The sequence below is a fragment of the Knoellia locipacati genome (assembly GCF_007992835.1).
GTDB lineage: Bacteria > Actinomycetota > Actinomycetes > Actinomycetales > Dermatophilaceae > Knoellia > Knoellia locipacati.
In genome coordinates this window covers 1-17923 of the sequence record NZ_BKBA01000011.1, presented here as the reverse complement: position 1 = coordinate 17923, position 17923 = coordinate 1, and the positions used below count along the sequence as shown (strand labels likewise).

The 17923-nt window shown below is 72.7% G+C and carries 14 protein-coding genes; 6 read left to right on the top strand and 8 right to left on the bottom strand.

The genetic code is table 11. The features are described from left to right. Positions 1 to 39: 39 nt before the first annotated feature. Genes KLO01_RS14040 through KLO01_RS14025 form a run of 4 tightly spaced genes read left to right on the top strand, consistent with a single transcriptional unit; the run spans position 40 to position 4200 of the window. Positions 40 to 1179, top strand: a complete 1140-nt coding sequence (locus KLO01_RS14040; protein ID WP_246136228.1) for an energy-coupling factor transporter transmembrane component T — start codon at positions 40 to 42, stop codon at positions 1177 to 1179. Next, positions 1176 to 2795 (top strand): ABC transporter ATP-binding protein, encoded by a 1620-nt coding sequence (locus KLO01_RS14035; RefSeq protein ID WP_147066235.1) that lies wholly within the window; start codon positions 1176 to 1178, stop codon positions 2793 to 2795. The genes KLO01_RS14040 and KLO01_RS14035 overlap by 4 nt, the downstream gene beginning before the upstream one ends. Next, positions 2792 to 3631 carry an ECF transporter S component gene (locus KLO01_RS14030; RefSeq protein WP_246136227.1) on the top strand — a complete coding sequence of 280 codons (840 nt, stop codon included), beginning with the start codon at positions 2792 to 2794 and terminating at the stop codon, positions 3629 to 3631. Before KLO01_RS14035 ends, KLO01_RS14030 begins: the two co-directional genes overlap by 4 nt. A 29-nt stretch (positions 3632 to 3660) precedes the next feature. After that, a complete protein-coding gene (locus KLO01_RS14025) occupies positions 3661 to 4200 on the top strand; it encodes an NUDIX hydrolase family protein (RefSeq protein WP_147066233.1) in 540 nt (179 codons plus the stop codon). Between the two features lie 229 nt (positions 4201 to 4429). Here the strand turns inward: KLO01_RS14025 and KLO01_RS14020 are convergent, their stop codons facing one another. Next, complete coding sequence (locus KLO01_RS14020; RefSeq protein WP_147066231.1) at positions 4430 to 5197, bottom strand: lysophospholipid acyltransferase family protein; 768 nt, start codon at positions 5195 to 5197, stop codon at positions 4430 to 4432. 71 nt (positions 5198 to 5268) lie between these two features. Here KLO01_RS14020 and KLO01_RS14015 point away from each other — a divergent pair, with 71 nt between their 5' ends. Continuing rightward, positions 5269 to 6015 (top strand): hypothetical protein, encoded by a 747-nt coding sequence (locus KLO01_RS14015; protein ID WP_147066229.1) that lies wholly within the window; start codon positions 5269 to 5271, stop codon positions 6013 to 6015. On the opposite strand, the gene KLO01_RS14010 is transcribed toward KLO01_RS14015, so the two are convergent. From KLO01_RS14010 to eccCa, 4 genes are all read right to left on the bottom strand, one after another. Beyond that, entirely contained in the window at positions 5984 to 6445 is a 462-nt protein-coding gene (locus KLO01_RS14010; protein ID WP_147066227.1) for a hypothetical protein, read from the bottom strand. The two genes, KLO01_RS14015 and KLO01_RS14010, sit on opposite strands and share 32 nt — an antisense overlap. Further along, positions 6442 to 7206 (bottom strand): hypothetical protein, encoded by a 765-nt coding sequence (locus tag KLO01_RS14005; protein ID WP_147066224.1) that lies wholly within the window; start codon positions 7204 to 7206, stop codon positions 6442 to 6444. Before KLO01_RS14005 ends, KLO01_RS14010 begins: the two co-directional genes overlap by 4 nt. Beyond that, positions 7203 to 8282, bottom strand: coding sequence for a hypothetical protein (locus KLO01_RS14000; RefSeq protein WP_147066222.1), 1080 nt, complete (start codon positions 8280 to 8282; stop codon positions 7203 to 7205). The genes KLO01_RS14005 and KLO01_RS14000 overlap by 4 nt, the downstream gene beginning before the upstream one ends. A 101-nt stretch (positions 8283 to 8383) precedes the next feature. Beyond that, a complete protein-coding gene (gene eccCa, locus KLO01_RS13995; RefSeq protein WP_147066221.1) occupies positions 8384 to 12352 on the bottom strand; it encodes a type VII secretion protein EccCa in 3969 nt (1322 codons plus the stop codon). 135 nt (positions 12353 to 12487) lie between these two features. On the opposite strand from eccCa, the gene KLO01_RS13990 reads away from it, so the two are divergent. After that, positions 12488 to 14089, top strand: coding sequence for a hypothetical protein (locus tag KLO01_RS13990; protein WP_147066219.1), 1602 nt, complete (start codon positions 12488 to 12490; stop codon positions 14087 to 14089). A 31-nt stretch (positions 14090 to 14120) separates the two neighbouring features. Here the strand turns inward: KLO01_RS13990 and KLO01_RS13985 are convergent, their stop codons facing one another. From KLO01_RS13985 to KLO01_RS13975, 3 genes are read right to left on the bottom strand one after another with little or no spacing between them, the layout of a single operon-like run. Then, positions 14121 to 15644, bottom strand: coding sequence for a hypothetical protein (locus KLO01_RS13985; protein ID WP_147066218.1), 1524 nt, complete (start codon positions 15642 to 15644; stop codon positions 14121 to 14123). Continuing rightward, the gene (locus KLO01_RS13980; protein WP_147066216.1) at positions 15628 to 17160 is read right to left on the bottom strand and encodes a S8 family peptidase; all 1533 of its coding nucleotides are present in this window, start codon (positions 17158 to 17160) and stop codon (positions 15628 to 15630) included. Before KLO01_RS13980 ends, KLO01_RS13985 begins: the two co-directional genes overlap by 17 nt. 2 nt (positions 17161 to 17162) lie before the next feature. Next, entirely contained in the window at positions 17163 to 17768 is a 606-nt protein-coding gene (locus KLO01_RS13975; protein WP_147066214.1) for a hypothetical protein, read from the bottom strand. Between the last annotated feature and the right edge of the window lie 155 nt (positions 17769 to 17923).

Sequence of the window (17923 nt, the reverse complement as noted above, 5' to 3'; positions counted from 1 at the left end):
CGTCGCCCCGCCCCCTCTCCACGAGAGGGCGGTGGCGGCATGGCCGGCCCGCTGACGCCGCCCCTGCCCCGCGCGGTCCACCCGGCCGCGTGGTGGCTCTGGGCGATCGGTCTGGCCGTCGCGGTGAGCACCGTGACGAACCCGTTCCTGCTGCTCACCGCCCTGTCCGTCGCCGCGCTCGTCGTCCTGTCGCGGCGGGGGTCCTCGCCGTGGGCGCGGTCGTTCCGTCTCTACCTCTGGCTCGGCGGCTTCATCGTCGGCGTCCGGGCGGTGCTGCACGTGCTCGTCGGGCTCAAGTTCGGCGAGCCCGTCATCCTCCCGCTGCCCGAGGTGTCGCTGCCGTCGTGGGCCGCAGGCATCAACCTGCTCGGCGACGTGCGCCTCGACGGTCTCGTCGGCGCGCTCACCGAGGGCCTGCGCCTCGCCGTGATGATCGCCTGCATCGGCGCCGCCAACTCACTGGCCAACCCCAAGCGCCTGCTCCGCAGCCTCCCCGGCGCGCTGAGCGAGATCGGCTCGGCCGTCGTCGTGACGATCAGCGTGGCGCCCCAGCTGGCCGAGAGCGTCCAGCGCGTCATGCGTGCCCGAGCCCTACGCGGCGACACAGCACGTGGCATCCGCGCCGTGCCCCGGGTCGCCCTTCCGGTGCTTGAGGACACCCTCGACCGCTCGCTCATGCTGGCCTCGGCGATGGACTCGCGCGGCTACGGGCGCCGACGCGAGGTGGCACCGGGACGCCGTGCCCTCACCGCCGCGTGCACCCTCGGTGGGCTGCTCGCGAGCGCTGTCGGCACCTACGGCGTCCTCGACGCCACCACCCCCGGGTGGATGGGCCTGCCCGTCCTCGCTGCCGGTGTCGCCCTGTCGCTCCTGGGCATCTGGCTCGGCGGCGCCGCCAACGCCCGCACGACCTACCGTCCCGACCCGTGGCGCGCCGCCGAGTGGCTCACGGTCGGGTGCGGGGCTGCCGCCGCCGTCGCCGTCCAGCTCGTCCGACGCTCGGACGCGGCGGCCCTCGGCGTCCCGCTCGACCCGCTCGGGGTGCCGGCCCTCCCCCTGCTCGCCCTCGCGGGCCTGCTCGTGGCCGCCCTGCCCGCCTTCCTCACACCCGAACCCCCGCCGCCCGCCCCGAGGAGTGTGGCCCGCCCTCGACCGGTCGCCACGGAGGTGCACCCATGATCGAGCTCGACCGCGTGTCCGTGTCCTTCGAGGGCGCGACCGAGCCCGTCCTGCGCGACGTGTCCCTGCGCGTCGACGAGGGCGAGCTCGCCCTCGTCGTCGGCCGCACCGGCTCCGGCAAGTCCACGCTCCTCGGCGCCATCACCGGGCACGTGCCGCACTTCACCGGCGGCACACTCGCCGGATCCGTCCGGGTCGCCGGCCGCGACACCCGTGAGCACCGGCCCCGCGACCTCGCCGACGTCGTCGGCGTCGTCGGCCAGGATCCCCTCGCAGGCTTCGTCACCGACACCGTCGAGGAGGAGCTCGCCTACGGCATGGAGCAGCTGGGTCTCGGCGCCTCGACCATGCGCAAGCGGGTCGAGGAGACCCTCGACGTGCTCGGCATCGCCGACCTGCGCGGCGCCGCCCTGCGCGAGCTCTCGGGTGGCCAGCAGCAGCGCGTCGCCATCGGCTCCGTGCTCACCACCCACCCCAAGGTCATCGTCCTCGACGAGCCGACGTCGGCCCTCGACCCCACCGGCGCCGAGGACGTCCTCGCGACCATCACCCGGCTCGTGCACGACCTCGCCGTGACCGTCGTCGTCGCCGAGCACCGGATCGAGCGCGTGCTCCAGTACGCCGACACCCTCGTCCACGTCGGCGCGCACGGCGTCGTCACCCAGGGCGACCCGGCGCAGGTCATGCTCACCGCCGACGTCGCCCCGCCCGTCGTCGAGCTGGGCCGCTGGGCCGGCTGGTCGCCGCTGCCGCTCTCGGTGCGCGACGCCCGCCGCCGGGCCGCACCGTGGCGGTCCCTGCCGACCGCACCGCGTCCCCCCGTCGCCGCCCCCGGCCACGCCCTGCTCGACGCGCGCCGGGTCACCGTCACCCACGGCACCGTCGTCGCCGTCGCCGAGGTCGACCTGTCGCTGCGCGCCGGCGAGGTCACCGCCCTCATGGGCCGCAACGGCGCCGGCAAGTCCTCGCTGCTCTGGGCGCTCCAGGGCTCCGGTCCGATGCGCTCGGGCTCGGTGAGGCGCCGTCACGGCACGACGTCCGACGCGACCGACGTCCGCGCCCTCGACGCCGCCGAGCGCCGTCGCCATGTCGGGCTCGTCCCGCAGTCGGCCGCGGACCTGCTCTACCTCGACACGGTCGGCGCCGAGTGTGCGCAGGCCGACCGCGAGAGCGGGCGCGACCCGGGCACCTGCCGCAGCCTGCTCGACGACCTGGCACCCGGCATACCGGACGACCGCCACCCCCGGGACCTGTCCGAGGGGCAGCGCCTCGCCGTCGTCCTCGCCGTGCAGCTCACCGCCGACCCGCCGGTCCTCCTGCTCGACGAGCCCACCCGTGGCCTCGACTACGCCGGCAAGGCGGCCCTGCGCCGCGCCCTGCGTCGGCTCGTCGAGCGTGGCCGCAGCGTCGTCGTCTCGACCCACGACGTCGAGTTCGTCGCCGAGTCCGCCGACCGTGTCGTCGTCATGGCGGCCGGCGAGGTCGTCGCCGACGGACCAACCGCCGACGTCGTCGTCGCCAGCCCGGCCTTCGCCCCGCAGGTCGCGAAGATCACCTCACCGCAGCCGTGGCTCACGGTCGACGACGTCCGGTATGCCGTCGGGGAGCCGTCGTGAGCACCCTCTCGCCCGTGCGGGCGTCCTCCGACCGGACCCGCGCCATCCGGCTCCGGCCCCGGTCGGTCGCCGCGATCGTCATCGTCAGCCTCGCCGGCGTCGTCGCCTTCGGCTGGCCCCTGCTCGTCGACCCCGGCACCGCGTTCGCGCACTCGACCGACGCGCCCCTCGTCTTCGGCCTGCTCATGCCCCTGCTCCTCTCCGTCGTCATGGCGGAGGTGTCCGAGGGCGGTCTCGACGTCAAGGCGATCGCGATGCTCGGCGTCCTGTCGGCCGTGGGCGCCGCCCTGCGTCCACTCGGCGCCGGCACCGCCGGGCTCGAGACGGTCTTCTTCCTGCTCGTCCTCGGCGGACGCGTCTTCGGGGCCGGGTTCGGGTTCGTCCTCGGTGCCACGACGCTCTTCGCGTCGGCCCTCATCACCGGCGGCGTGGGGCCCTGGCTGCCCTTCCAGATGCTCGGCGCCGCCTGGGTCGGTCTCGGCGGAGGGCTCCTGCCCCAGCTGAGGGGCCGGGCAGAGATCGCGCTCCTCGCGGCCTACGGCGCGGTGTCGGGGCTGCTCTACGGCTTCGCGCTCAACCTCATGTTCTGGCCGTTCGCGAGCGGCCTCGACGGCGAGCTGTCGTTCGTCGCGGGGGCGCCCCTGCTCGACAACCTGCACCGGTTCGGGATCTTCTCGCTCGCGACCTCGCTCGGGTGGGACCTCGGCCGGGCCCTCACCAACGTCGTCCTCATCAGCCTCACCGGCGGCGTCGTGCTCCGCACGCTGCGTCGAGCGGCGCGCAAGGCCGCGTTCGAGGCGCCGGTCGAGTTCACCCCTGCGAGCCCGCCGACCTGAGCCCCCGGCCCTTTGGCACAATCGCGCCCATGGGTCCCCTCGAACTCGACAACACCCCCGCATGGCTGAGCCGGGAGGAGCTCGACAACGCGCGCGAGCGCCTGCCCATCCTCTACGTCGACGCCGTGCCGGTCCGGGTCGACGACCGCGGCGCCGTCACCGCCGTGGGGCTGCTGCTGCGGGCGTCCGAGGACGGACGCATCCGGCGCGAGCTCGTCTCGGGGCGCGTGCTCTACCACGAGCGCGTGCGCGACGCCCTGCTCCGTCACCTCGAGAAGGACCTCGGCCCGATGGCGCTCCCCCGCGTCCCGACCTCGCCGGTGCCCTTCACCGTCGCCGAGTACTTCCCCACCCCCGGCGTCACGCCCTTCCACGACCCGCGCCAGCACGCCGTCTCGCTCGCCTTCGTCGTCCCCGTCTCGGGCGACTGTGCGCCCCAGCAGGACGCCCTCGACCTCGCCTGGCTCACTCCCGACGAGGCCCTCGACCCTGGCGTGCTCGCCGAGATGGAGCGCGGGCACGGCGTCCTGCTTCGCCAGGCGCTCAGCCACCTCGGCCACCCGGTCTGAGTCGCTTCGTCTTCCCTTTCAACGCGCCGTGAGTGTGTGTTCGCCGCAGTCCCATCCGCACTGCGCGCGCTGGGCGCGCTCCGTGCTCCCGCCAGGCCCAGCCAGCGGCGAACACACACTCACGGCGCTCCCGGGACGAGCGCCTTCCAGCAGCGCCTCGGCGAACCTGCACTTGCCTCGCTCCACGGGTCTCCGCGCGACTCGCTCGTGACTCGCGCGGCCTGAGGGCCTACCTGTCGCGGCGGCCCTTGTTGAACTTGTCGGTGGTGCGGGTCATGTCGGCGTTGTCCTGCGCCGCGGCCTCCTCGGGCGTCGGGGCCGTGCCTCCGAGCCGCGCCGGTAGGTAGACGAGGTCGTCACCGGTGAGGCGCGGGTAGGCCTCCTGCTGGGCGTGGAGCTGCGCCTCCATGACGGCCTGGAGCCGGACGGTGGCCTCGTTGCGGTTCTCGTCCGGGCCGACGTGGAAGGGCTCGCCGACGACGATCGAGATCGGGATCCGGTGCCGGCCGAGGTGCTTGGGCAGGTCCTTGCTCCACACGCGCTGCGAGCCCCAGATGGTCGTCGGGAGGATCGGGACGCCCGCCTCCTGCGCCATCCGGGCGGCGCCGGGCTTGAACTCCTTGAGCTCGAACGAGCGCGACATCGTGGCCTCGGGGAAGACACCGACGATCTCGCCGTCCTTGACGGCCTGCACGGCGCGCATGAACGACGCGCGACCGTCGCGGCGGTCGACGGGGATGTGCTTCATGCCGCGCATGAGGGGGCCGGCGACCCGGTGGGAGAAGATCGACTTCTTCGCCATGAACCGCACGAGGCGACCCGAACGACGAGCTGCGAGACCGGCATACGTGAAGTCGAAGTAGCCCGTGTGGTTGATCGCCATGACGGCCCCTCCGGTGGTCGGCACGTTGTGCTCGCCCTCGATCCGGAAGGTGATGCCCTGGGCGGCGAAGACGCCCCGGGCGGTGGTGATGACCGAGCTGTACACGGGTTCCATGAAACGCAGCCTACGGGTCCGTAGGTTGCGTCGGAAAGCGAGCCGGAGTGACTTTGGTTATCGTCGTGCCGGTGAGCCAGCCGACACCAGCGTCCGATGTCGCCAGCCCCGAGCGACCCGTCGAGGAGGGCATGCGGCGCTCCCGCCGCGTCGTCCTCGTGGGCCTGACGCTGCTCGCGTTCCTCGCCGCCCTGTGGACCTCGCTGCGCCCTGACCTCGACGACGGCTGGCTGGCGATCGGCCTGCCCAACCCGGTGGCCGCGATCGTCTGGTTCGTCCTCTTCGTCGGCCTCCTGCTCCAGGTGAGCTCGCGGGTCAGGGCCTTCGCGATCGGCATCGCGTTCCTCCTCTTCTGGCCGACGCCCGTCTATGCGTCGATGGCGACGATGGCCCTGCACGGCCAGTTCGTCATGGACCGCACCACCGCTACGGTGAGCGCCGCGGACGCCCCGCGCGAGGGCGGGCCGGTTGCCGTGACCTTCGCCTTCCCCGACGGCACGTCGGAGCGTGGCATCTCGCTGCTCAGCCAACGCTTCGGGTCGCGCAACGAGTACGTCGCGCCCAAGGTCGGCACGACGGTCGACGTGCTCCGCGACCCCACCGGTTGGCTGCCGCCGCGGACCGCCGGGGGCCGCGAGGGCCTGCCCGAGGGCGTCGGCGGGACGCTGCTCCTCGCGCTGCCCGGACTGCTCGGCGTGCTCGTCCTCGGAGCAGCTTCGGTGTCGGCCCTGACGCGACGCGAGAGCTTCATCATGGTGGCCGGTCGCCCGGCCACCGACGACGAGGTCAGTCCAGAGGGGGCAGCGGCAGGTCCTTGAGCTCGGCCAGCATCCGCGCGATCTCGGCCTGCTGCTCGCGCACCCCGGCGAAGGTCGACATGTTGAGCCTGAGGTCCTCCTCGGCCTCCGGCTCCACCTGCATCTCGAGCAGCCTGCTGGCCTTCTCGTCGGCGACGGAACGGACGAACTCGGCCTCCGAGCTCGTGTCCTCGCTGGAGAAGACCCGGTCGAGCGAGGTCTCGTCGAGGTCGACCCGGCGCTGGAGCTTCTGCCACTCGGGTCCGAGCTCACCGGCACGAGCCTTGTCGCTCATCTCGTCGTAGTCGCGACGGTGGTCCGTCGTCGGGTCGGAGACGAACTGGTCGACGAGCTCCTCGCGCTCGGCGTCGATCTCGTGCCGGAGCTCGAGCAGCTCGGCGAGGATCGCCTCGACCTCGCGGCTGGACTCCTCGAACGACGCCCCGCTCATGCGGGCACCGTGCCGGGCGGCACGCCGAAGTTGTTGGCCTGCGCGTCGTCGATGTCGGTGCCGGTGCCGTAGTTCTGCAGCGCGATGAGGGTGTTGGACAGGACAGTGAGGACGCGCAGCACGTTGACGACGGCGTAGCAGCCCTTGACGAAGCTGTTGATCGCCATGAGCACCCGGCGGATCGCGTTGTAGCCGCGCTGGATGAGGTTCCAGTACTTGCGGATGCTCGTCGCGATCTTCGCGCCACCCACGAGCCAGCCCGGCCCCGGGATCGACGCGCACGCGGCGAGGAAGGTGATCTCGTCGACGATGAACCCGATGATCGTCGCGATCGTGCTCGCCACCGACTTGGTGATGTCGATGAGGGCGCCGACGAGCCGGCCGATCTGGTCGCACCCCGTGCCGTACTTGGTGTAGTTCTCCTCGAGCTTGCCCATCCGGTCGCGGAAGGCGACCGACGACGGGCCGGTCCACTCGGTGGTCGAGGTCTTGAGGGCGCCGAAGTTCTTGCCGACGCCGTTGCACGCGATCTCGGTGCGGCCCCAGGCGTCCTTGGCCCGGCTCAGCTGGTTCCAGTCGCCGGCGATCGGCTTGACGAGCTCCTCGATCGGGCTCACGCCGAACGCCTTGCGAATGAACCACAGGATCGGTCGCAGCACGAGACCGGAGCTGGCCTCGAGGTCCTCGACGAAGTTGCCCTCGTCGCTCGCCGGCGGGACGAGCGCGCTCGACGCGTCGACCTGCTCTGCAATGGTGCTCACCACTGTCCCCCGTTCCTGTTGGCCCAGTCGACCGAGCCGCTGTTGGATGGTCCGTCGACGGACGCGTTGACGTCCTGCCTGAGGTCGCTCGCGTCCTGGCCGTGCTGCCAGGTGCTCACGAGCCCCTCGGTCGTGCTGATGAGTGCGCCGGGCAGCCCCACGGCCCGCTGCGCGGCACCGAAGGTCTGGTTCGCGTCCCACGTCGTGCCGCGGCCGTCGGTCGGCGCCGGGTTGCGGTAGGTGCTCTCCCGCTCGCGCCGCATGTCGTCGGCGGTGACCGAGCTGTTGCCGGTGGTGTCGGCACCGTTGCGGCGGTCGGCCTCGGCCCAGTCGACGCGCTCCCAGAAGTCGTCGCGCGCCGCCTGGCGGTCACGGGTGTAGCCGTCCTCGCGCGAGCGCCGCGCGTCCTCCTCGGTCCAGGAGTCGTTGCCGCTGGTGTTGCGCGCGTTGTGCTCGGCGGCGGTGCGCGAGTCCCAGCGGTGGGTCACGGTGTCGTAGAGCCGCTTGTTCATGGCGTACTCGCGCCACTTCGCCGGGTTGAGGCTGTCGGGGTACTCCGGCGGTTTCGGCGCCTCCATCCCCGGGCCGAACGGCCCCATACTGCGCACCTTGTCGGCGTAGCCCAGGACGTTCGTCGTCTCCGAGAGCCCCTGCTTGGTGTACTTCCACCAGGTGTTGTCACCCGACGGGACGTTGGCGGCCGAGGCTCCCGGCTGCGGCGCGGGACCCTGGCCGGGCGCGCGGTAGGGCGGCGGGGTCTGTCCGGTCCGGCGCATCTGCGCAGCCATGCGGTCGTATGCCGCACGGTCCTGCGCGAGGTACTCGGTCTTGGTCGTGTTCATGGTGGTCGTGCAGTTCTGCGAGATCGCCTTGCCCTGACCCGTGCCGGTGTCGGCGATCTGGTAGGCGCGGTCGTAGTGCCCCTGCAGCGGCGCGACCGCCAGACCGGTGAAACCGCTACCGGCGTTGCAGTTGCTCTGCACATAGGTCTGCACCTTGCCCAGGTGACCCGTCTGCAGCCTGAACACACCGTTGACCGTGTCGAGCTGGCTGATCTCGACCCTGAAGTCGTTCATGGACCCCTCCTCGCCATGTCGTCATCCCTCGTCGTGCCCCAAACCTAGTGACGCCCCCGCCGCGCCGCGATGGGGAGCACTCCCCGTCGCGGCGCCGTCGCTCAGCTGTGCTTGGCGGGGTGCCAGGCGAGCTGGACGACCTGGTTGCCGTTGTCGCGGGTCACGAGCCGACCGCGTCCGGCGGGCTGGAGCGAGCCGCGGACGTTGCCGACGAGCGCACCCTCGTCGGGCGGCGTGCTCAGCTGGATGCCGGGGCTCGCGAGGTCGCGCAGCGCCTGGAGCACCGGCTCGTAGCTCGACCGCGAGGCGCCACCGGAGCGACGCGTCACGACGAGGTGCAGGCCGACGTCGGTCGCCTGGGCGAGCAGCGGCACGAGCGGGCGCAGCGGCGACCCGGCGGACGTCACGACGAGGTCGTAGTCGTCGACGAGGATGAACGCCTCCGAGCCCGACCACCACGACCGCGAGCGCAGCTGCTCGGGAGTGACGTCGGGGCCGGGCAGGCGCGTGCGCAGGAACGCCGTGAGGCCCTCCATCTCGGCCGTCACCTGCTCCTCGGTCGTCATGTACTCGGCGACGTGGTCCGGCGGCAGCTCGCCGAGCAGGGCGCGTCGGTAGTCGACGACGAAGAGCTTGGCCTGCTCGGGCGTGTAGAGGCGGGCGATCTCACTGGCGTAGCCGCGCAGCATCGCCGACTTGCCGGAGTCGGAGTCCCCGAAGAGGTAGAGGTGCGACTCCTCCGTGACGTCGACGCCGACCGGCTCGAGGTTGTTCTCGTCGATGCCGAGCAGGACCCGCTTGTCGTCGGGACCGGCCTGGGCACGGATCGCCTCGAGCGTGATCCGCTCTGGCAGGAGCCGGAGCTTGGGACCCCGGGGACCCTGCCACGCGGCGGAGACCCTGGCGACCATGTCGTCGACACCCTCGCCGAGGTCGTCGACCCGGCCGGAGCCGTCGACGCGCGGGATGCCGGCGAGGAAGTGGTGCTTGGTCGTCGTGATGCCTCGTCCGGGACGTCCCTTGGGCACGTTGGCCGCGACCCGGCGGTCGATCTCGGAGTCGCCGGGGTCACCGAGCCCGAGCTCGACGCGGGTGCCGAGGACGTCGCGGATCTGCATCCGGAAGTCCATCCAGCGCGAGGTCGTGATGACGACATGGATGCCGAAGGTGAGACCACGCCCGGCGATGCCGCTGATCGACTGCTCGAGCTCGTCGAACTCGGCCCGGATCGTGGGCCAGCCGTCGACGACGAGGAAGACGTCGCCGTAGCCGTCGTCGGCACGCCCCTCGGCGCGGCGGCGGCGGTAGGTCTCGATCGAGTCGATGCCCTGCGCCCGGAAGTAGGCCTCGCGCTTGTCGATGATGCCGCTGATCTCGGCGACCGTGCGGCGCACGACGTCGGGCTCGTTGCGGTTGGCCACACCGGCGACGTGCGGCAGCCCAGCGAAGGGCGTGAACGTGCCGCCACCGAAGTCGAGGATGTAGAACTGCGTCTCCAACGGCGTCGTCGTGAGCGAGATCGAGCTGACGAGCGTGCGCGCGAAGGTGCTGCGACCCGTGCGCGGTCCACCGACGACGGCCACGTGTCCGGCGGCCCCACCGAGGTTGAGCACGAACATCTCGCGGCGCTGCTCGAGCGGCCGGTCGACGATGCCCATCGGGAAGACGTAGCTGCCGCGGTCGCGCCAGCGCCGGCTGACCAGCCCGAGCTGCGGGTCCGTGGCGAGGTCGCCGAGGAGCTGGTCGAGGGAGTTCGGCACGTCGAGCGGGGGCAGCCAGACCTGGTGGGCGGGCCTGCCCTTGCCCTTCATCCGCTCGACGGCGATGTCGAAGACCGCACGGGTCTCCTCGGGCTCGTTCGTGGCGACCGGCGCCTCGTCGACGCGCTGCAGCGCCGAGACCGCCTTGGTCGAGGTGAACGGCAGGACCTGCATCGACGTGCCACCGGTGCCCGCGGTCGACCGGCGCCGACGTCCCTTCGGCGGACCGGAGACGTAGGCGGCCTTGAACTTGAGCAGCGTGGTCTGGTCGGGCTTGAGGTAGCCCAGACCCGGCACGGGCGGCAGCTCGTAGGCATCGGGAACGCCGATGACGGTGCGCGACTCGCCCGCGGAGAACGTGCGCAGACCGATCCGGTAGGACAGGTGCGACTCGAGGCCGCGGAGCCTGCCCTCCTCGAGGCGCTGCGACGAGAGCAGCAGGTGCATCGAGAGCGACCGGCCGAGGCGGCCGATGGCGACGAAGAGGTCGGCGAACTCGGGCTTGGCCGAGAGCAGCTCGGAGAACTCGTCGGCGACGATGAGCAGCGCCGGGAGCGGCTCCAGATCGGCCCCACCCGCCCGCGCCTTCTCGTAGTCGGTGACGTTGGCGAAGTTGCCGGCCGAGCGCAGGAGCTCCTGGCGGCGGGTCATCTCTCCCTGCAGGGCGTCCTGCATGCGCTCGACGAGCGTGAGCTCCTGACCGAGGTTGGTGATGACGGCCGAGACGTGCGGCATGTCGGCCATGCCCGCGAACGTCGCACCACCCTTGAAGTCGACGAGGACGAAGTTGAGCTGCTCGGACGAGTGGGTCATCGCGAGCGCGAGCACGAGCGTGCGCAGGAGCTCGGACTTGCCGGAGCCGGTGGCGCCGATGACGAGACCGTGCGGGCCCATGCCCTGCTGGGCGGACTCCTTGATGTCGAGGGCGACGACCTGGCCGTTGCCGCCGACACCGATCGGCACCCGCAGCCGGTCACGCTGCAGACGCGGGCGCCACGCGGTCGCCGGGTCGAAGTCGCGGACGTCGCCCAGACCGAGCAGGTCGACCAGCTCGGTGCTGCTCGTGAGCGCGTCGCGGACCTCGACCTCACCGCTGACGAACATCGGCGCGAGACGTCGGGCGGCGGCCTCGGCCTCGGTGATGCTCATCTGGTCGGCGAGGCCCTTGGCCCCGCCACGGCTCAGGCTGAGGATCTCGAACGGGACCTGGGCGGACGGCATACCCTGCCGCGCAGCGTCGACCGCGAGGCGCAGGGTCGTCGTCGAGTCGAGCTCTCCCCACTGCTCCGGGAGGTCGAGGACGGTGACCCCGAGGACGCCGTCCTCGGTGACGAGCGGGTTGTGCCGCGGCAGGCGTGCGCCGTCGACGATGACGAGGACGTGCGGCGTCGACGGCTGGGCGCTCGGCCCGAACCGCGGCCGGTCGGTGATGTCGTCGGGGAGGAGCTCGAGCAGCTCGTCGACCGACTCGGCGACGAGGCGCATCGGACCGATCGCGTCACGCTCGCGCGGGCTGAGGGCGTGCGGGAGCCACTTGAGCCAGTCCCACTCGTCACGCACGTCAGGGCCGACCAGCGCCGCGACGACGAGCGACTCGGGCGAGTGCATCACCGCGGCGTTGACGACGAGCGAGCGGGCGAGGGCCCGCGCCGGGCCGGCCTCACCGGTGACCTGGACCCGTGCCCACGCGGACAGCGACACCGACGCGGGCAGGCCGTGCTGGACGCGGTGGGTCGTGAGGAGGCGGTGCAGACCCGAGGCCGCGACCGGGTCGAGCTGCGCCAGGGGCGGGGTCTCGGCGGGCTCGAGCGTGAGGCACAGCGGCTGCGAGGTCGTGCCCATGCGCACGTGCAGGAAGTCGTCGTCCTTGGGCAGGCGCTCCCAGACGCGGCTCTTCTCCTCGGCGAGCAGCGGCAGCGAGGCCGGCGCCGGATAGTTCCACAGCCCCGCCTCACGCTGCTTGGCCGCGGCGTCGCGCACGGTGCCGCGGACCTCGGCGAGGTAGGCGAGGTACTCGCGCCGGTTGGAGATGACCTCGGTCGTGTGCTGCTGGCGCTGGCGCACGCCGCTCGCGAAGACGAAGCCCAGCGAGGCGACGAGGAACATGCCAGCACCGATGATGCCGCGCGGACCCGGCTGCGACAGCGCGACGAAGCCCATCGAGCCGACGCTGCCGAGCATCGGCACGGCCTGCATGAGGACGTTGCTCAGTCCCTCGGCGGGGGTGATCTCCGGTGGCGGCTGCAGGACGATCCGTCCCGACGGGACGGCCGGCGCCTCCTGGCGCGTGCCTCCGACTGTCGCGGTCACGAGTTCCCTCCCCGAGTGTGCTGATGCCTGGGCCAACCTATACGGCGCGCAGGCAGGATGGAGGTGGCGCACCACGGTGCTCCCCCGCGGCCTATTCTTCGTGATGAACGGGACTTGGGAGAAGAGGGGGACGGTATGCCGGGCACCGACACGTCCGCGGGGCTCCAGATCAGCCTCACCGCGGGTGGTCGCCGCTACGACCTCGTCGTGCCCCACGGCGCCCGGGTCACCGACGTCCTCTCCGTGCTCGGCATCGCGTCGCGCGCGAACCCCCACGCCATCGCCACCCCGAGCGGTCGCGTGCTCGGCCCGCACGACGCGTTCGACGAGTCGGTGCCGACCGGGTCGATCCTCAGCGTCGTCCCCGTGACGACGCACGCGGTGACCCGCGACATCCTCAACCTCGACCGCGGCCGCAGCGCCGGCGGGGCCCGCTCGAGCGCACCCGCCGGCTCCGGCGGACGCCACCGCGACGAGCCCGACCCCGTGCCGAGCGCGTCCGAGGTCGACGAGTCCACCCGCCGCCGTGGTGAGGCGGCACCGGTCCCGGTCCCCGAGGTCACCGGCCCGCGCTCGAGTCTCACCACCGTGCGCGAGGTCCGCCGCACGCCCACCGTGGCCCCCGTGCCCACGGTGGCCTCCCAGCTCATCTGGCTCTCCGCGGCGTTCGGCGCGGTCATCAGCCTCGTCGCCGCCTGGACGCTGGCCCGCAGCAACGGCGACGTCAGCGGGTTCACTGTCTGGGGACTGTCCTCGGCGTGGATGCCCACGGTCGCCGCGGGTCTCCTGGCCGTCGGCGCCATCGGGCTCGCCGCCCTGAGCAGCGAGCGGGCACACCGGTTCGCCGCAGCAGCCACCGCTCCTGCCCTCGGTCTTGCCGCCGGCCTGACCCTCCCCCTGCCCAGCTCGCCCGGACGCGAGTCCGTGGCGGTCGTCGTCGGCTGCGCCGTCGCCGTGCTAGCCCTCGCGATCACCCGCTCGCGGGTCGCCGTCGACTCCCCCGGTGACCGCACCGTGCTGTCGGCGATCGGTGGGATGGGGCTGCTCGTCGGGCTCGGCACCGTGCTCGACTGGCCCGGCCCCTCGATCGCCGCCGTCGTCACCGGCCTCGGACCACTGCTCATCCGCCTGCTGCCGACGACCAGCCTCACCGTCGACGCGAACCAGCTCGTCGACACCGAGCGGCTCTCGACGACCATCTGGTCGGTCCGCGAGCGCGGCCTCGGCCGGCGCAAGCGGATCACCCGCGGCGACATGCGGGCGCGGTTCGACGCGGCCCGTGAGATCGTCGCGATCGGCACGGCATACCTGTCCCTCACGACGGCCGTGGGCGGGTGGCTGCTCGTCAGCTCCGCCCCGAGCGACCCGGTCGTCCGCTGGGGCTCGGTCGCCCTCCTCGTCGGGGCCGCGCTGGCCTGCGGCTACCAGTCACGATCGGTGCGCGACAGGCTCCCCCGCTACAGCATGCTGGCGGCGTGCGCGTCGCTGCTGCTCGCCGCGGCCTACGCGTTGCTGGCGACCGGGTGGTCCGCCGCCCCGGTCGTCCTCTTCGTCGTCGCGACCGGCATCGCCTGGATCAGCGTCCTCAGCTCCTCCGCCATCGTGCGCGGCTACCGTTCGACGCGGATGTCGCGGTTCGCCGACGCCATCGAGACCCTCACCGTGGCGCTGTCGCTGCCCCTGGGCATCGTCGCCGCGGGTGGTGTCGAAGCAATCCGGCGGATGACCTCGGGCTGAGGCCACCCGCCGGATGTCGTCCTGAAGGGAGCTACTCCCAGACCTGGGGGCTGGACTCCTCGGTGCCGTCGTACCAGCTCTCCTCGTCCTCATGGGTCAGCTTGTCGACGTCCTGCGCCTGGTCGCGGTCGCCCTTGCGTGAGCCACGACCGCCAGCGGCACCGGCAGCACCTGCGCGGGCTGCGCCGCCGCGCGCGGACGAGCCACGACCGTTGGCACCGGCGCCACCTCGGGCACCGCCCTTGGCGCCCTGCCCGGAGCCGGCGGCCACGCCGCCCTTGCCGTCGAGCTTGGGGACGCCGTAGCGGCCCGAGCCGGTGGCACCCTTGACCGCCGAGCCACGGGCCGAGGTCGCGCCGCGACCCTGCCCACCGCCGGGGACCATCTGGCCACCACGACCGGTGGCGCCGGCGGCACCGCCCGAGCGGAACGCCGTCCCGCGGGCCCCCGCCCCCGTGCCGCGGCCCTGGGCGCCGCCGGTGGGGACCATGCCACCGCCGCGGGAGCCGAACAGGCCGCCGCCACGGGCGCCGAGCAGGCCGCCGATTCCGGCGGCACCCGTGCCGACGCCACCAGCGGCGACACCGAGTCCGCCGCCGCCACCGCCACCACCGGTCGGGAAGGACGTCTGGCCACCGGTCGTGCCGGTGCTCACGCTCGTCGAGCCCGTGACGTCACCGTCGGAGCTGATCGGGTCCTCGTAGGAGGTCGGGTCGGGGTCCGGTCCGGGCGGGTCGCCGATCGTGATCTCCTCCGGCTCCTCGTGGACCGGGATCGGGATCGGGTTCTCGTCGTCGGGGTCGCCCCCGGTGTCGGTGGGCTGCACCTGGAAGCCGGGACCGACGGGCTGGCCGATCTGGTAGCCGCCACCACCGCCCGACGGGGTGGACGTCCCCGTCGGGTAGTTGGTGCTCGGGCCGGGACCGGTCGGCGCGTAGGGCGTCTCGGACTTGGTCTTGGACTCGATCGGCATCGTGCCCGTCGCGGTCTGGGTGTCTGCACCGAGCTGCTCGAGCACGCCCTTGGCGGCCTGGTTGCGCTGCTCCCAGAGGGCGTCCTCGGCCGCGGCCGCGGCCTCGGCGTCGGGCACGCTGTACTGGGCCTTGTTCTCCGGGGTCGGCAGGTAGGGCGCCGGCAGGCGGGTGTGGGCCGAGGGGTCGACGTAGGTCGAGATGCTCGCCACGTCGGAGTACCACCCCGCCTTGGCGTCGCTGATCGCCTTGTAGACCTGGCCGAGGCTGGTGTCGACCTCGCCGACCTTGGCCGCGTGCCCGTCGAGCGTCGTGCTGAGCTTGTCGAGGCTGGCCAGGGCGGCCTCGGCGGCGGGCCCCTGCCAGCCCTTGCCGCCGTCACCCGGCGCCTGGAGCTCGGACTTGACCTGCTGGACGTCCTTGGCGAGGTCCTCGAGCTGGGTCTTGGCCCCCCGCCAGTCCTCCTGCGTCAGCCAGATGGTCGACGTGCTGGCCGCGAACACCTTGAAGAGCTCGCGCTCGAAGTGCTTGGCCTTGGGGTTGAGCGTGGGTCCGCCCCCGCCGCCGTCAGCGATCAACGCCATTGCTGTGCTCCTTCGTCGTGGCAGCGACCCCATCCGTCGCTGCCGTCGTGTCGTTCGTGTTCGTGTCGTTCGTGTCGTGGGTGGCGTTCGTGTCGTGGGCGCGGGACGCGACCACGCCGTCAGCCGCTCCGGGTCCGCCCGACCTGCGCCGGAGAAGGAGGACCAGCACCGCGACGACGGCCAGCGCGCCGATCCCGGCGGCGAGCCACGCGAAGCCCGACCCTCCGCCGTCGGCGTCACCGTCGTCGGGGGTGCCCGTCGGGGCGGCCGCGTCGACGCTCGGGGAGGTCGACGCGGCCGGTGAGCTGCTCGACGACGTGCTCGGCGCGGTCGGCGCGGCGCTCGCCGCGCCGGCGGTGGCCGCGGCGATCTGCTCCGCGGTCGGCTCGACGACGCCCTTGTCGACGATCATCGGGTTGGTGTCGGGCAGCGTCTCGACGTCGAGCTTGACGGCGTCGGCGGGGGCGAAGATGCCGAAACCGTAGGACTCGGTCTTGCCCGTGGCCGCGGGCAGGTTGCTGCCCACGCGCCGGAACCACGTGAGGTACTTGCCGTCCTTGGCGCGGATGCCCACCGCCTGGCGCGCCGCCTGGAGGACCTGGTTGCCGGTCGCGTCGGGGTGTGCGGACCAGATGGCGGCCAGCCCGCCCGCGGTGATCGCGGTGGCCTGCGACGCCCCGTCGGCGATGACGTCGCTGCGCCACCCCGACGACCCCGAACCGCCGGAGGCGACCTTGCTTCCGGGAGCCGCGAAGTCGAGCAGCGGGCTCTTGCGCAGCGCGCTGGAGTCGAGGTTGCCGTTGCGGTCGACGTGGGTCACCGTGACGACGCCGTTGCCGATCCCGGGCCAACGGACGTTCGTGGTGTCGTTGTTGGTGGACCCCACGACGATGGCGCCGGCCTTGTAGGCGTCGAGCAGCGCGCCGACCAGGTCTGCGTCGTAGTCCACGGAGAGGCTGATGCTCAGCACCTTCGCGCCGTCCTTGACGGCCTGGCGGATGGCCCGGGCCGTGGCCTTGCCCGACTGGTCGAGGCCCGAGACGTCGAGGCGGCAGCCGTCGCGACCGCCGTCGGTGGTGTCGGCGTAGAGCACGGCGTAGTGGCGCAGCGTCGCCCTGGGGGCGATCCCCGCGATGCCGCGACCGCCCGCGGCGGTGCCCTTGCCGCTGCCGACGATGAGCGAGGCCATGCTCGTCGCGTGGTCGGCGGCGGCCCCCGTGGCGGTGGATGCCTGTCGGCCGCCCGTCTTCGTGAGGCACTCGGTGCTCGAGGCCGCGACCCGGCCCTTGAGCTCGGGGACGCTCGAGTCGATCGGCCCGTCGATCACCGCGACCGTCACGCCCTGGCCGGCGCCGGCGCCGTTGAGCTCGTCGACGCCCATCGCCGCACGCCACCACTGACCGTCGTCGAGCGGGTCCGCCGTCGCGGCGGGCGCGCCGACGAGCGCCACCGAGGCGACAGCGGAGGCTGCGGCCACGGCGAACGCGCGACGGAGGCGGAGCGGACGCGGGGCCATGGTCACTGGAAGTACGGCGACTGAGGCTGGCCGGAGGTGGCGTCGTAGGTCGTGGTGTCCGTTTCGTCACCGGAGGCGGGTGGGGCGTCGCCCGTGGGGATCGCGCCCTCCGACTGGGTGTCGGGGTTCTCGCCGGTCGGGACCTCGCCGCCCTCGGCGGGGGTGCCGCCGGGCGCCGCGGCACCGGACTGCGCCGAGTCGGCCGTCTCGGCGGCGGTCTGCGCCGACTCGGTCGACGAGGCCTGCTCGTGGTTGCGCGTGCTCTCGAGCGGCCCGTTCTCCCAGCGCTGCCAGAGGTCGACGAACGCGGCGCCGGCCTGGTCGTCGCGGTCCTTCATCTGCTGGGCGGAGGTGCGGATGCCCTGGGCCACGGCCTCGAGGTCCGCCTTCGCACCCCGCAGGGTCTCGAGGTAGATCGTGCGGACCTCCTCGAAGACCGAGCCGTACGAGGCGAGCACCGGCAGGTCACCGAAGGTGCTCCTGTCCGCGAGGGCGTCGCGGATCTTCTTGACGCCCTCGGTGGCGTCCGTGTCCCACTTGGTCTGCCTGGTGTTGGCCAAGGTGGTCATGGTCTCGGTCGGGTACTCGACCTCGTTCTCGCCTGACACGGATGGTTCCTCCCCTGAACTTCTCGTCGGTGCGGTGGTGCGGTCCTGCGGTGGTGCGGTGGTGCGGTGGTGCGGTGGTGCGGTGCTGCTGTCGTTCTCACCTGCGGCACGGTCGAGCAGCGGTGCCGGTGACGCGGTCCGTGCCGGCACCCCGC